General features: G+C 51.2%; 15 protein-coding genes. 6 read left to right on the top strand and 9 right to left on the bottom strand.

Going from position 1 to position 12,967, the window contains the following annotated elements; translation table 11 throughout:
* The first annotated feature begins 2 nt into the window (after positions 1 to 2).
* Complete coding sequence (locus B5G43_RS00485; RefSeq protein WP_087257767.1) at positions 3 to 1,583, top strand: site-specific integrase; 1,581 nt, start codon at positions 3 to 5, stop codon at positions 1,581 to 1,583.
* Positions 1,584 to 1,654: 71 nt separating this feature from the next.
* Here B5G43_RS00485 and B5G43_RS00480 read toward each other — a convergent pair whose 3' ends face one another.
* A complete protein-coding gene (locus B5G43_RS00480; RefSeq protein ID WP_242960398.1) occupies positions 1,655 to 2,326 on the bottom strand; it encodes an alpha/beta hydrolase in 672 nt (223 codons plus the stop codon).
* Between the two features lie 222 nt (positions 2,327 to 2,548).
* Here B5G43_RS00480 and B5G43_RS00475 point away from each other — a divergent pair, with 222 nt between their 5' ends.
* Complete coding sequence (locus tag B5G43_RS00475; protein WP_087257761.1) at positions 2,549 to 3,100, top strand: DNA-3-methyladenine glycosylase I; 552 nt, start codon at positions 2,549 to 2,551, stop codon at positions 3,098 to 3,100.
* Between the two features lie 204 nt (positions 3,101 to 3,304).
* On the opposite strand, the gene B5G43_RS00470 is transcribed toward B5G43_RS00475, so the two are convergent.
* From B5G43_RS00470 to B5G43_RS00435, 8 genes are all read right to left on the bottom strand, one after another.
* Entirely contained in the window at positions 3,305 to 5,176 is a 1,872-nt protein-coding gene (locus tag B5G43_RS00470) for a recombinase family protein (protein WP_242960397.1), read from the bottom strand.
* Between the two features lie 104 nt (positions 5,177 to 5,280).
* Positions 5,281 to 5,448 carry a transposon-encoded TnpW family protein gene (locus B5G43_RS00465; protein WP_087257758.1) on the bottom strand — a complete coding sequence of 56 codons (168 nt, stop codon included), beginning with the start codon at positions 5,446 to 5,448 and terminating at the stop codon, positions 5,281 to 5,283.
* A gap of 430 nt (positions 5,449 to 5,878) precedes the next feature.
* Complete coding sequence (locus B5G43_RS00460; RefSeq protein WP_087257755.1) at positions 5,879 to 6,118, bottom strand: helix-turn-helix domain-containing protein; 240 nt, start codon at positions 6,116 to 6,118, stop codon at positions 5,879 to 5,881.
* A gap of 5 nt (positions 6,119 to 6,123) precedes the next feature.
* Positions 6,124 to 6,555 carry a sigma-70 family RNA polymerase sigma factor gene (locus B5G43_RS00455; protein ID WP_087257752.1) on the bottom strand — a complete coding sequence of 144 codons (432 nt, stop codon included), beginning with the start codon at positions 6,553 to 6,555 and terminating at the stop codon, positions 6,124 to 6,126.
* Between the two features lie 474 nt (positions 6,556 to 7,029).
* Complete coding sequence (locus B5G43_RS00450) at positions 7,030 to 7,791, bottom strand: ABC transporter permease (RefSeq protein WP_242960396.1); 762 nt, start codon at positions 7,789 to 7,791, stop codon at positions 7,030 to 7,032.
* Positions 7,782 to 8,732, bottom strand: coding sequence for an ABC transporter ATP-binding protein (locus tag B5G43_RS00445; protein ID WP_087257746.1), 951 nt, complete (start codon positions 8,730 to 8,732; stop codon positions 7,782 to 7,784). The genes B5G43_RS00450 and B5G43_RS00445 overlap by 10 nt, the downstream gene beginning before the upstream one ends.
* Positions 8,733 to 8,737: 5 nt before the next feature.
* A complete protein-coding gene (locus B5G43_RS00440) occupies positions 8,738 to 9,193 on the bottom strand; it encodes a GyrI-like domain-containing protein (protein ID WP_087257743.1) in 456 nt (151 codons plus the stop codon).
* A 1-nt stretch (position 9,194) separates the two neighbouring features.
* Positions 9,195 to 10,061, bottom strand: a complete 867-nt coding sequence (locus B5G43_RS00435) for an AraC family transcriptional regulator (protein ID WP_087257740.1) — start codon at positions 10,059 to 10,061, stop codon at positions 9,195 to 9,197.
* Between the two features lie 198 nt (positions 10,062 to 10,259).
* Here B5G43_RS00435 and B5G43_RS00430 point away from each other — a divergent pair, with 198 nt between their 5' ends.
* From B5G43_RS00430 to B5G43_RS00415, 4 genes are all read left to right on the top strand, one after another.
* Positions 10,260 to 10,628 carry a helix-turn-helix transcriptional regulator gene (locus B5G43_RS00430; RefSeq protein WP_087257737.1) on the top strand — a complete coding sequence of 123 codons (369 nt, stop codon included), beginning with the start codon at positions 10,260 to 10,262 and terminating at the stop codon, positions 10,626 to 10,628.
* A gap of 257 nt (positions 10,629 to 10,885) precedes the next feature.
* The gene (gene mobC / locus B5G43_RS00425; RefSeq protein ID WP_087257734.1) at positions 10,886 to 11,209 is read left to right on the top strand and encodes a plasmid mobilization relaxosome protein MobC; all 324 of its coding nucleotides are present in this window, start codon (positions 10,886 to 10,888) and stop codon (positions 11,207 to 11,209) included.
* Positions 11,176 to 12,510 (top strand): relaxase/mobilization nuclease domain-containing protein, encoded by a 1,335-nt coding sequence (locus tag B5G43_RS00420; RefSeq protein WP_087257732.1) that lies wholly within the window; start codon positions 11,176 to 11,178, stop codon positions 12,508 to 12,510. Before mobC ends, B5G43_RS00420 begins: the two co-directional genes overlap by 34 nt.
* Entirely contained in the window at positions 12,507 to 12,878 is a 372-nt protein-coding gene (locus B5G43_RS00415; RefSeq protein ID WP_087257729.1) for a cysteine-rich VLP domain-containing protein, read from the top strand. Before B5G43_RS00420 ends, B5G43_RS00415 begins: the two co-directional genes overlap by 4 nt.
* Positions 12,879 to 12,967 lie beyond the last annotated feature (89 nt).

Raw genomic sequence — 12,967 nt, 5'->3', positions numbered from 1 at the left:
GTATGGCAGGAAAGAGAAAGAAGGGAGAGGGCACTGTCCGCCTGCGGAAGGACGGCCGCTGGGAGGGCCGGGTAGTGGTGGGTTACGATGAGGCGGGCAATCCCAGGACAAAAAATGTACTGGCAAAAACCAAGAAGGAATGTATCGCAAAATTGGAGGACCTGAAAAGTGTCTGCCAGGTGGTTCGACCTGTCCAGGTGCGATCCGATATGACTTTCCGGGACTGGCTGGACTACTGGTACCAGAATTATTCCAAACCCAGACTCCGACAAACAACCCAACTCAGTTATGAGGGGTGGATCTACAATCATCTGATCCCAGGCTTGGGAGACATCCCACTGAACCAACTGACCCAGGCAGAACTCCAGCAGTTCTTCCGGCGCATGAAGGAGAGTGGGCGAAAAGCCAATGTAGAACGCAGAGGCCCCAGCATGGCGGACCGCTCGGTGCGCAGCTGCCACGCCGTCTGTCAGATGGCTTTAGACAAGGCGGTGGAGGAGCGGCTGATCCACAGCAACTCGGCCATCGGGTGCAAACTGCCTCCTCTGAAGGGTAAAGAGATGAAAATTTTGACCCAGGAGGAGATCCAGCGATTTCTCATTCAAGCCAAGGCGGAGGGGATGTACGAACTCTTCCTACTGGAGCTGACCACCGGCATGCGCCGGGGCGAACTGCTGGCCCTCCGATGGGACGACCTGGATTTTGCCACTGGGAAACTGCGTATCGACAAGCAAGTCTACCCCGTGGGCGGGAAACTCATTCTCAACGAGCCCAAGACCAAAGCGGCCAACCGCACCATTATCCTGCCACCTGCCATGGTGGAACTGCTGGCGGAGTACAAGAAAGGCGTCTTCTCTGAATTGATGTTCCCATCACGAATCAAGCCGGAACAGCCAATCGACCCCGGCTATGTCCGCAAGCGCTTGCAAGTAATCTTGGAGCGTGCAGAGTGTAAAAAAGTGAGGTTTCATGACTTGCGTCACACGTTTGCCACCCTGTCCCTGGAAAATGGGATGGATGTCAAGACCCTCTCCACCATCATCGGTCATGTCTCTGCAGCCACAACCCTGAACACCTATACCCACATCACCGATGAGATGCGGAAGAAAGCGGCGTTAAGTATCGACCAGGGAATCGCCAAAGCAGAAGTGGAGCCCATGCCGGAACAGACAGACGCCCCCCCAAAGCAGGACTTTGTGCCGGTGGAACCACCCAGGCGCAGGCCGGGAACCGGGTGCGTCAGCCAACTGCGAGAACACCTCTGGGAGGGGCGGTACTCCCCGGTATGGCCGGACGGAAAAAAGCACTCCCGAAATGTCTATGCCAAAACCCGCAAGGAGTGCGAGGAGAAACTGAAGGTACTGATCCTGGAGATGAAAGCGGAGATCGCCGCCCTCCGCTCCGGGGTAAGGACGGAATACCCCGACGGGGTGAGTCCCAAGAAGAAAGCTATCGCCGCCTACCTGCGGGAGCACCCCGGCGTATCCAGCAAGTCCTTAATCGCCAGGGAATTGCAGATGGACCGCTCCACGGTGCAGCGGTACTACGATGAGATCCGATCGGAGTTTCAAAGGCAAAACTGAGGCAAACAGGGAATACCTCAAAAGAAAGGTGTTCCCTGTTTTGATGACGATAGATGGTGCTCAAAGTATGTTCAAGTATTGGAATCTTCCCATGTTTGCAGAACCTTTCGCTGCTCCGGCGTGTGAAACCAATGCTCCCCGTTGTCCATAATCGTGAGTTGCGCCCCGTGATGCCTGGTAAACTCCTCCACTGTTTGGCGGGAAGTCATGTTGTCCTGCCCGGCATACAGAATACAGATGGGGCAGTGCCAATCATGGATAGGGTGCTCCCGCACATAGCAGAGATACGCCCATGACAGCGTCTGTCCAAAAGAGGTGACGATTTCTCCTTTCTCTGAAAGTTCCCTTTCTGTCACATTGGCCCAGCCCATCATATCCAGGATCAGGCGCTCCATGTCCAGAATGGGCGACACCAGCAAGGCCTTATCAGGTGCGTCCAAAGCAAGCATGGCAAAGTAAGCACCGATGCTGTTGGCCCGGAGGGAGATAGAGTTCCAGCGCACTGTGGCCCAATCCATCACCGCCAGCAGTTCCGGTACCACTGTCCATGGGTTCAGCGCCTCATCCCGCCCCTGACGGGCTCCATGCCCCGGAAGGTCAATGCCCAGAACCTGAGCGCCTTTCGGACAGACGATTTTGACAAAGGCCTCCGCCTCCTCCTTGTGCCCCATCTGTCCATGTAGAAATAGCCACAACTTCTCCGCGTATTCGCCATATAAAACGGCCGGAATCTGGTCGATCATAAACTGTTGTGTTTTCATTGTTTCATCCCTTTCGGCGGGTGTATCTGAATTTTCGCCCCAACGGAAGAATTCCAGTATAGCAGAGCTCCTGACGATTGTATATGAAAAAAACCTTGAGAGTAAATGGAAGATAAGTGTATACTGGTTGAAGGCAGAGGATAAAAGAGTGATACCATCAGTGAGCCATTCATGGCGGAAGTTCTGTCTGCAAAGAGGTGCAATATGCAAAAGAGAATCCGATGCAGTTGGGCCAACCCCAAGAATCCCCTTTCTATCCGATACCACGATGAGGAGTGGGGCGTTCCCGTTCACGACGACCACAAGTTGTTTGAAATGCTGATTTTGGAGAGTTTCCAGGCGGGGCTATCCTGGGAATGTATTCTCAACAAGCGGGAGGCTTTCCGACAGGCCTTTGACGGCTTTGACCTGGAGACGGTCTGCGGATACGGCGAGAAGAAACTGGAGAAACTGATGCAGGAGCCCGGCATTGTCCGCAACAAATTGAAAATCCGCGCCACTGTGAACAATGCCAGGATATTCCAAGCCATCCAGCAAGAGTGGGGGAGTTTTGACTGCTATCTCTGGCACTGGACGGAAGGGAAAGTGGTCTATGAGACAGGCAAGGTCAGTTCCGAACTTTCGGATGCGGTTTCCAAGGATCTGAAGCGCCGTGGCATGAAGTTCGTGGGGATCGTCATCGTCTACTCCTACCTACAGGCGGTAGGAGTCATCAATTCCCATGAGGAAACCTGTTTTTGCAGGCAGAACAACTGACTTGGTAAGCACGCAGATTTCGAGGAATGCCCTTCAAATTTTGGGCCGCTATAAACAAAATAAGGCGGGCACTCCTGAGAGGGGGTGCCCGCCAAGTGGTCAAACCGGAAATCCGTCTGTGGTATTTCTGTGGTCAAACGAAAAATCACCGCCGATTAGGGGCGGTGACGTAAGAAAACATTTATGTGAGAGAATCGGCGTAGTTTAGGCTACGCCGGTTTTCTTTTCTTTTTGGGCTGCTTGGGATTGCTCCCTTGCTTCCTCAAAATCAAATGCACCAATGAAGTTATAGACGATCTCAATTTCTCTGACCTTAATGCGTGGCTCGTTCTCGTCCGGCGTGTAAACCTCGGAGATATAAATTTTCTCCACAAACTCCCGGAGAACAGAGGCGTCAAGCTGCTGCATATTGGTGTACTTCCTGACCGCTGCAATAAACTGTCTGACGTTGACTTTCTGCTTTTCCTGTTCCTTGACTTCCTGCCGAAGATGTTCGACAAGGTTTGTAAGGTTGGTCTGTTCCAGCTCATAGTCACGGGACAGTTTGATGAAACGCTCGTCGGAGAGCTTGCCGGAAATGTTATCCTCATACAGTCGCTTGATGATAACATCCAGCTCGGCAATCCGCTTTTGCGATTGCGTCAGGGTATCTTTCTTTTGCGCCAGCTCCTTGTCCCGTTCCCGCAGGCTTTGATCCGCTGCCCGCTGCACAAAGTCGTCCTCATACTGCGTCACATACTGAATGGCTTCCCGCAGGTTCCGCAGTACGATTTCTTCAAGGACAACGCGCCGGATTGAATGGGTCGTACATAAGGTGCGGTCTTTGCGGTAGGTAGAACAAATGTAGTATTCCTGTTCCGGCTTGAAGTAGTTCGTCCGGCACAGGTACATTTTTCCGCCGCAATCCGCACAGTACAGCAGGCCGGAGAACATCCCCATGTCGCCCATCTTGGTCGGGCGGCGGCGGCCCTGCCGGATTTTCTGGACGATCAGAAACACGCTTTCCTCAATGATAGGTTCCTGTGTGTTCTCGAAGATCACCCATTCCGATGGGTCGTTCCACAGCTTTTTCTTGCTCTTGAACGATTGCTTGGTGGTTTTGAAGTTCACCGTATGGCCCAAATAGTCAAGGCGCTCCAAAATCCGTGATACCGTTTCATTCGTCCACTTATAGGGATTGACCGGCGGCTTGTTGGATACCGGCAGCCCTTTATCGTAGGCGTAAGCAGTAGGGTTCAGCACCTTGTTTTTTTGCAGCCATTTTGTGATCTGCGTCGGCCCCAAACCGTCCATGCACAGTGCAAAAATCTTTTGGACAATGGCGGCAGCTTCTTCGTCCACGATCCACCGCTTCTTGTCCTCCGGGTCTTTCTTGTACCCATAGGGCGGGATGGTGGTAAGGTGTTCGCCGGAGCGTCCCTTGGATTGCCACGTTGCCCGGATTTTCTTGCTGGTGTCCTTGGCGTACATTTCATTGAATACGTTGCGGATGGCGGTAAACTCGCTGTCCCCGCGCACACTGTCCACACCGTCATTGACGGCAATAAAGTGGACGCCGTACTCTGGAAACAGCATTTCCGTGTACATCCCGACTTGCAGATAGTTACGCCCGAACCGGCTCATATCCTTAACGACAACACGCTTGATCTTGCCCGCCTTGATGTCGGCAAGCATCCGCTGGAATCCGGGACGGTTGAAGTTGGTTCCCGAATATCCGTCGTCCTCGTCATAGTGGCGGATGGCTGTATAGCCGTGATCCCGGCAATACTTTTCCAAAATCCGCTTCTGGTTGCTGATACTGTTGCTCTCGCCGTCCAGCTTATCTTCTTGGGAAAGACGCTCATAGCAGGCAGTAATGCCCTCGGCTTCCTCCTGCGGCTGGCTGTGAACATAAAATTGCAGCACCGTGTTTTGGATGGCCGTCTTGGTTTCCTCGCTCAATGGCGCGTCGTTGGACACGCGCTGAAAGGAAGTGACTGGCTGTTGGTACATTTGATTGTCAAGGTTCAAAGTAGTATCGTTATTCCGTGTCGCACGGTGGTTCCGTGCAATCACCATTTCCGGCTGTTTGCTCATAAGTTCCTCCTATTCCGCAGCCGGAAAACGGGGCATGATACAAGCATATTATACCATATCATGCCCCATCCGTCTGCTTGTAGGAAATGAAAAAATCTTTAATTTTAAGTGGCTGCCTTGCTCAAATCATTTTGGAGCAGCCGACGGATTTTCTTGACTGCGGTTTCATTTGCGCCGTCCTTGACGGTCGCTTTGACAATATAGCGAACGCCTCCGATCTCGTACTGACGTACTACGGGGGCGGTCTTGTTCTGACTTGTTACTGTACTCATACAGTAATCCCCCTTTCGCTTACATTGATGTAAAACGAAATGGGCAGTACGGACGGCTGTTGGCGCAGCTCCACGGGAATCTCACCCCCGCGTGGTTCTCACGCGGCCCTACCCATTGCCTGCGACGCTTTTAACGCTCGGACTTGGAAGCACCCAAACATGGGGCCTCGTTTAGCTATAAGGGAGTATCATTGTCGCTACCTCCGCTGTTTAAGAGCTGCCTTGCCCTCGGCCCGGTGGTTCTCGCTCTCTCATAGGATATGAGGTCATGGCGCACCACGCCGATGCGGAAGTTGCAGAATGTGTCCGCTGCCCTATGATGCGCCGCCGTTATCTTGCGGGCATATTTGTCAAGGTGCTGTCAGGGGCCTCCGGGGGGATGACGGATCGTGGAAAGGGTAAGCCGTTCCGTGCTGCCGGGGGCCTGTCGTCAAATCGTCTGACTGACGATGGACTGAATGAGCTTAATTTCCAGTCGGCGCTTCATATACTCGTCCACGCACACATGGGGATAACCGTCCTCGTCATAGAGCGTCCGGGTGCAGAGCTTGAATATGTAGCCCTCGTAATACCTCAACACTTGCTCCATAGCCTCGGCGTCCCCGCTGCGGGCGGCGTCGATTACCGAAAGGGGCAGAAGCTCCCTGCCGTTGAATGTGGGTTGCTTCATCCGCGTTACCTCCCTCCCGGCATAAGCGCCATTAACTTGATACGCAGCTCTTTCAGAGTGCTTGTCCTGTGGCGCTGGACGGCGCTACGGGACATCCCAATGAGGTTACCGATCTCACCGTCTGCCATTTCCAAAACACAGTGCAGGATCAAAATGCTTTGCTCCTGTTCCGGCAGGCTGGCAAAGGCGTCGGCCACAAGCTCATTGTCGATCAGCAGGTCATAGCCGTGCGACGAAAAAACGTAGCTGTCGCTGGGGTAATGATCTACCGTGGCGAGCTTGTCCAATTCCGCCTGCGTCAGAGCTTCCAGCGACTTTTCACGGTTCCGCTGCCGCGCCTGTTCCCGCAGATAGTTCTTGGCCTCATTCCGCAGCACCACTTTGCAATAGGCGTCAAAGCGGTGCTGTCTGCCATAATTACGGGGGATAGTTTCCATCTTCTCACCCCCTTTCTGTTGGGGGATTAGGTGGTTCTCTCCCTTTCCGCCAAAATGACACCGGCAAGCCCTTTTACTACCCGCAAAACGCCTCTTTTTCCATAAAAACTTGAAAAAGGTTTTTGCCCGAATGTCAGACCGCAGGAAACGACAAAATTCGCCCGGCAGGTCATAGACCCACCGGGCGAATTTGAAAGCGATATGAAGTTTTCTTACATGGTATAGTTCATACTGTTGGCCGGAGCTGCCCCCTGTTGGGTACAGGCTTTTTTTGAGAAGTTATTCCGTTGAAAAGCAAGTCGTATCAGCATGGCGGCTCCCTTCGTGGGCCGCCGATCCTGCGCCGGGCAAAAGAAAGCGGCGGCCTTGATTACTCAAAGCCGCCGCTGGTTATATGGGCGTGTCAAATGGGCTGCTGTACGACGGCTTTTTTTCTTTTGCCGTCGTCCGGCAGCAAGCACTTATTCCAATGGTTTATAAAGCAGTTTCACGATTTAAGCGATGCAAAGCCCATCCAAAGCTGATACTTCCCATTGCGGTATAAAGAATGATAACGAAAAGTAACTCACCAGTTGCCAGTGTTCCATTCAACAGTAAAGACCGCAGAGCATTGATAATATGAGTAAAGGGGTTGAGATTAACAATCACGCCCAAAACTCCGTCAATTCCTCCTGCCGGAAACAGTGCCGTGCTAAGGAAGAACAGAGGCAGCACGATGGCATTCATTGCCGTTTCGTAAACAACTTCATTCGGGAGAATTAGGCTAATTCCATACGCCATTCCCGATATAAAGAAAGCTGCCAAAAACACCAGAAGGATGGCCAGTAGAAATGCTCCAATACCAGCAGAAAATTCTACGGAAAACAAAAGGCTGATAGCTGCCATAATGAAAACTTCAAGGAATGTGCATAGCACCGCTTCTAAAAGTTGTCCCAAAACAATGGAACATCGGCGGACAGGGGCAATCAAAATGCGGTAAAAGCTGCCGTCAGCTTTCATCATATAGTTCATTATTCCTCCGCTGCTACAAGCGGAAAAACTCACTAACACAATAAGGCCGGGCAAAATAAAACCTGTATAGTTACTAATTCCCGTTCCCTGCATGGTTTGAGAGGCAACCGCACTATAAAGAACCAGCCAAAGGATCGGCTGCAAAATCGTCACGACAATGGTAAAGGAATTATGAAACCGCCATTTGACATTTCGCTGTAAAATTGTAAGAACGCTCACGCACATCCCTCCCGTCCAGCTTGTGTCAGCCGAAGAAACACATCTTCCAATGTAGGCTGCACAATTTCAATTCCAACCAGCGGAATGTGGTGTTCCAAAAGAAACGTCATTAAATCCACCATGCAGGAACGATCATCATCGGAATTGCAGAGGACAGAAGTGTTTCGTATAGAGAATCTATGAGAGGGGTGTTGTTGCTGCAAAAGTGGCAGATATTTTTGGGCATCCTTGCTGGTCGCAAATTTCACTTGAATAACATTTTGCCGCAGTACAGATTTCAAGGCATCAGGGCTGCCCTGTATGACTTCTTTTCCGTCTTTCATAATGCAGATTGCATCACTTAGTTGATCCGCTTCCTCCAAATAATGAGTTGTGAGAAAGATCGTTGTCGCAAAATCGTCCCGTATTTTTCGCATCATATCCCACATAGCCATGCGTGACTGAATATCCATGCCGACAGTAGGTTCATCTAAAAATAAAATGCGAGGATTGGACATCATGTTCAGCGCAATATCCAGACGGCGCTTTACACCGCCAGAATAAGAAGATACAGGATATTTTCGGTATTTGCTCAAATCAAAATCTGCGATCAACTTCTCCATACGCTTCTCTGCATCCGCTTTTGGGATTTTATATAAGCGGCTCTGGAACATCATATTTTCCTCTAAGGAAAGGTGTGTATCAATGGAAATATGCTGTGATACACAGGCGATTTCAGAACGGATTGCCGCTGCTTCGGTATAGACATCCTTTCCCAGCATGGTGATCTCGCCAGCCGTGGGCCGCAGATATGTCGTCAGTATGCGAATGAGTGTCGATTTGCCCGCTCCATTCTGCCCCAACAGGGAAAAAATCTGTCCCTGCTCGACTGATAAGCTAAGCTGATTTAACGCCTGCACACCATTCTTATATTTTTTTACCGCATTGCTCACTTCAATAGCGTACATGGTGCTTAGTTCTCCTGAATGGGAAATTGAATTTCCGTGATATACTTGTCTGGATTTCCTTTCAAAAACATTCCGGGGCCTTTAATGAAAACTTCTCGGAAAGGCGGACGCAGCTTCAACTTGTTTTGCTCCGCATAGCTGTCAATCGCAGCATAAGCAGATGTAAGTGTTTCATAGGAGCCAATATGCGTGACACACACAGCCTTTATCCGGGGCATCTCTTTTACTTCAATGCCATTTCCCGAAGGGGTGGCCTCCGTTGGCACACAGAGTTCCATATCTCCAATTTTGGTTTCGGGGTTCATTGATAAATAGCTGAAAAAGGGCGCTCCGTTTGCTTGCCCACGGATCGACTTGAACACATTGGGAAACACTTTGTTTGCTTCCGGGGCAAAGCCTTTGTACTTGATGTAAGCCACTCGCACAGGCTCTATTTCTCTGATCTCAATTTGATATTCCATGTCAATTCTCCTTTTCTTTTTTCACAGCGATCCACACTTCGGAATGACCGTTCTGGATTGTTTTGTGCTGGATCGGATATACTTCGATGTCCGGCAGGCCCGCATACTCATAGCCCGAAAACGGCAGCCATTCCGTATAAAATCTTCTAAAAACCGATTGGACATTTTCTTTGAAATATCCGTTGTTTTCAAAGACTACCCATGTGGATGCAGGAATTTCGTATTCACATACTCCATCAGGTGCCTTGCTGCTGCTGGATGCCGCAATATAGTAAAAGATGTTTTCGGGATTTTCATATACGCTGACACCTAAAATTCCATTCGGTGCGGCATTGTTTAAGGCACATAGCTCTGAAAAACGGTTGTCATTCAAAGTCTGTTCCCAGAAAAGCGGCACATTTTTCTGGTTTTCTTCCATATCGTCAACCAATTTCATGCGGATGCCGACAATGCGGAAAGCAGGCTTCTCTATAATGTGATAGGACATAGCACTCCCTCCTGAAACTTTCACAGAAAAGCGGATTGGCGGGTAAGCGTTCAAAATAGCACCTTTCTCTTTGGCTGCGATTGGAGAAATCCCATGAACGGATTGAAACGCTCTGTTAAAAGAGGTCGGGGAAGCATACCCGTATTTCAAAGCAATGTCCAGCACTCTTTTATCTGTTCGCTGCAATTCAAAGGCAGCTTGCGTCATTCTGCGTCTGCGGATATACTCCGCCAATGATATACCGGCAACATAAGAGAAAATTCGTTGAAAGTAATATGTTGAGCAGCACGCAATTCGCGCCGCCTCGTCAAACGAAATTTCCTGATCTAAGTGATTTTCAATGTATTCAATGGCCTTACTTAGATTGTTTAACCATTCCATTTCTTGACCTCCTTGCATATAGCATACAGCAACTTGAAATTATATTCCTCGCCGTTTCTGCTCACTTTTGTAAACTAACGATAGCGTATTATTTTTTCCTTTTCAAGTGATATATGAATTATAAAGTTTAATTTACCTGCATATAACAACATTCCATCGAGATACTATGAACTATACAATGTAAATGGGTGATGTTATATGGCGAAAGTTGAAGATTGCCCCGGCTTTGAAACTTTCGGCGCGGATGTGAAAGCTGCGCGGAAAGCAAAGCACCTGACGCGCAAGGTGCTGGCCGAAATAGTGGGAATTGAATGGCGCTATCTTGCCAATATTGAAAATAAAGGCACACTCCCCAGCCTCCCGGTTGTGATCCAGCTTATCAAAGTCTGCGGGCTTCCCGTGGAACAGTATTTCAACCCGGAAATCATACGCGGGGACAGCGAACAGCGGCAGCGGGTCAGCCACAAGTTGAAACTTTGCCCGGAACACTATTTACCAGTCATTGAGGGCGCAATCGACGGGGCGCTGAAAATCGAACAATCAGCGAAAGAAACGGGGGATGTGTGAAAACATCCTCCGTTTTCCGTTTTGCCAGAGGGCCGCAAGGCCCTCTTATTTTTTTTGTGTTTTTTACGGAAAAGCCTCGTTTTGCGGGTAGTTGGACGTGTTGGGAGCGTCTTATTTGCGGAGAAGAAGAAACGTAGCAAGCATAGGAAGTGTAGCCACACTTCCGAAAAACGCTCCGTCCCGCCCCTGCCGGGCCGTCCGTTTTGCTTGTTGGGGAAATCCCCAAACCCCTTTGCCGGAAAGGAGCGTGAAACGCAATGGCAAACCGTAAACGTCAAATCGTGCTGCGCGTCCCGGTGACGCCGGAAGAACGGGCCATCATCCAGCAGAAAATGGCCCAGCTCGGCACAAAGAATTTTTCGGCCTATGCCCGGAAAATGCTGATTGACGGGTATATCATCCACATGGACACCAGCGACATCCGGGCGCAGACCGCAGAGCTGCAAAAAATCGGCGTCAACGTCAACCAGATTGCGCGGCGTATCAACAGTACCGGGGCTGTGTACGCGCAGGACGTTGAGGACATCAAGGGGGCGCTTACACAGATATGGCAGTTACAAAGATCCATCCTATCAAGGTAAACTTGAAAGCGGCCCTTGACTATATCGAAAACCCGGACAAGACGGACGATAAAATGCTGGTATCGTCCTTTGGCTGTTCCTACGAAACGGCGGACATCGAATTTCAAATGCTGCTGGCGCAGGCGTTCAACAAAGGCAACAATCTGGCCCACCACCTGATACAAGCCTTTGAACCGGGGGAAACCACGCCGGAGCAGGCCCATGAGATCGGGCGGCAGCTTGCCGACGAAGTGCTGCAAGGCAAGTACCCCTATGTGCTGACTACCCACATTGACAAGGGCCATCTGCATAACCACATCATTTTTTGCGCCGTGGATATGGTACAGCAGCGCAAGTACATTTCTAACCGGCGCAGCTACGCCTATATCCGGCGAACCAGTGACCGGCTGTGCAAGGAAAACGGCCTGTCCGTCGTAAAGCCGGGCAAGGACAAGGGCAAGTCCTACGCCGAATGGGACGCCCAGCGCAAGGGCAAGAGCTGGAAAGCCAAACTGAAAATCGCCATCGACGCAGCCATCCCGCAGGCCAAAGACTTTGACGACTTCCTGCGGCTCATGCAGGCGCAGGGCTATGAAATCAAACAGGGGAAATTTATTTCTTTCCGCGCCCCCGGACAAGAACGCTTCACCCGCTGCAAGACGCTGGGTGATGACTACACGGAAGAAGCCATTACCCGCCGGATCAAGGGGCTGGCCGTGGACAGAGGCCCGAAACGGAAAGCCACAAAGGAAATCACCCTACGGATTGATTTGGAAAACAGCATCAAGGCCCAGCAGAGCGCGGGCTATGCAAAGTGGGCGAAAGTCCACAACTTGAAGCAGGCCGCCCGGACGCTGAACTTCCTGACGGAACACGGCATAGACGACTATGCGGCGCTGGAAAGCAAGGTGGCTGAGATCAGTGCGGCCAACGACGAGGCAGCCGCTGCCCTGAAAGCGGTGGAACGCCGCCTATCCGACATGGCGGTGTTGATAAAGAATATCTCCACCTACCGGCAGACAAGGCCCGTGGCGCTGGAATACAGAAAGGCCAAAGACAAGGCCGCGTACCGGCGCGAACATGAAAGTCAGCTTATCTTGTACGAGGCAGCGGCAAAAGCCATCAGGGACGCAGGCGTGACAAAGCTCCCCAATCTGGCCGCCCTGAAAGCCGAATACCGAAAGCTGGACGAGGAAAAGGAACGGCTGTACCAGAAGTACGGCGAAGTGAAAAAGGAACTGGCCGACTACGGCATCATCAAGCAGAATGTGGACAGCATTTTGCGGGTGACGCCCCATCAAGAAAGGACACAAGAGCTATGAGCATACCGAGAATGAATTACCGGCAGTACCGCAAGGCCCGGAAGCTGACGCATGAGTGCTGCAATTACTGTGACGGGAACTGCTTGCTTTTGGACGATGGAGAGGAATGTGTGTGCGTCCAAAGCATTTCCTATTCGCTGCTGTGCCGGTGGTTTCGGGCCGCCGTCCTCCCGCTGGACGCGGCTCTGTGCGCCGAGATCAGCAAGAGCCGGGACGAGGTGAAACGCTGCGCCGTATGCGGAGCCGTGTTCACGCCGAAGTCCAACCGGGCCAAATACTGCCCGGATTGTGCGGTGCGGATGCGCCGGAAGAAAGAGGCTGAACGACAGCGGAAAAGATACCTCCTGTCTACGCATTTAGGCCGGTGAAAGCCCAGCCGTGACAAGGCTTTTCCGGCATAGTCGGCGGGCAGGCGGGACAGATTATCCAATCCCCGCCAGAACACACTTCTAAATGC

It is taken from the genome of Flavonifractor sp. An92 (assembly GCF_002159175.1).
Taxonomy (GTDB): Bacteria; Bacillota; Clostridia; order Oscillospirales; family Oscillospiraceae; genus Pseudoflavonifractor_A.
This window is presented reverse-complemented; position numbering and strand designations above follow the sequence as displayed.

What these genes read in the sequence shown, in the direction of transcription:
- B5G43_RS00420 (WP_087257732.1), top strand. Translation starts at nt 11,176, where the DNA reads ATGGCAGTTACAAAGATCCATCCTATCAAGGTAAACTTGAAAGCGGCC.
- B5G43_RS00435 (WP_087257740.1), bottom strand. Translation starts at nt 10,061, where the DNA reads ATGGAATGGTTAAACAATCTAAGTAAGGCCATTGAATACATTGAAAAT.
- B5G43_RS00430 (WP_087257737.1), top strand. Translation starts at nt 10,260, where the DNA reads ATGGCGAAAGTTGAAGATTGCCCCGGCTTTGAAACTTTCGGCGCGGAT.
- B5G43_RS00445 (WP_087257746.1), bottom strand. Translation starts at nt 8,732, where the DNA reads ATGTACGCTATTGAAGTGAGCAATGCGGTAAAAAAATATAAGAATGGT.
- B5G43_RS00470 (WP_242960397.1), bottom strand. Translation starts at nt 5,176, where the DNA reads ATGAGCAAACAGCCGGAAATGGTGATTGCACGGAACCACCGTGCGACA.
- B5G43_RS00475 (WP_087257761.1), top strand. Translation starts at nt 2,549, where the DNA reads ATGCAAAAGAGAATCCGATGCAGTTGGGCCAACCCCAAGAATCCCCTT.
- B5G43_RS00465 (WP_087257758.1), bottom strand. Translation starts at nt 5,448, where the DNA reads ATGAGTACAGTAACAAGTCAGAACAAGACCGCCCCCGTAGTACGTCAG.
- B5G43_RS00485 (WP_087257767.1), top strand. Translation starts at nt 3, where the DNA reads ATGGCAGGAAAGAGAAAGAAGGGAGAGGGCACTGTCCGCCTGCGGAAG.
- B5G43_RS00415 (WP_087257729.1), top strand. Translation starts at nt 12,507, where the DNA reads ATGAGCATACCGAGAATGAATTACCGGCAGTACCGCAAGGCCCGGAAG.
- B5G43_RS00440 (WP_087257743.1), bottom strand. Translation starts at nt 9,193, where the DNA reads ATGGAATATCAAATTGAGATCAGAGAAATAGAGCCTGTGCGAGTGGCT.
- B5G43_RS00480 (WP_242960398.1), bottom strand. Translation starts at nt 2,326, where the DNA reads ATGATCGACCAGATTCCGGCCGTTTTATATGGCGAATACGCGGAGAAG.
- B5G43_RS00460 (WP_087257755.1), bottom strand. Translation starts at nt 6,118, where the DNA reads ATGAAGCAACCCACATTCAACGGCAGGGAGCTTCTGCCCCTTTCGGTA.
- mobC (WP_087257734.1), top strand. Translation starts at nt 10,886, where the DNA reads ATGGCAAACCGTAAACGTCAAATCGTGCTGCGCGTCCCGGTGACGCCG.
- B5G43_RS00450 (WP_242960396.1), bottom strand. Translation starts at nt 7,791, where the DNA reads ATGTGCGTGAGCGTTCTTACAATTTTACAGCGAAATGTCAAATGGCGG.
- B5G43_RS00455 (WP_087257752.1), bottom strand. Translation starts at nt 6,555, where the DNA reads ATGGAAACTATCCCCCGTAATTATGGCAGACAGCACCGCTTTGACGCC.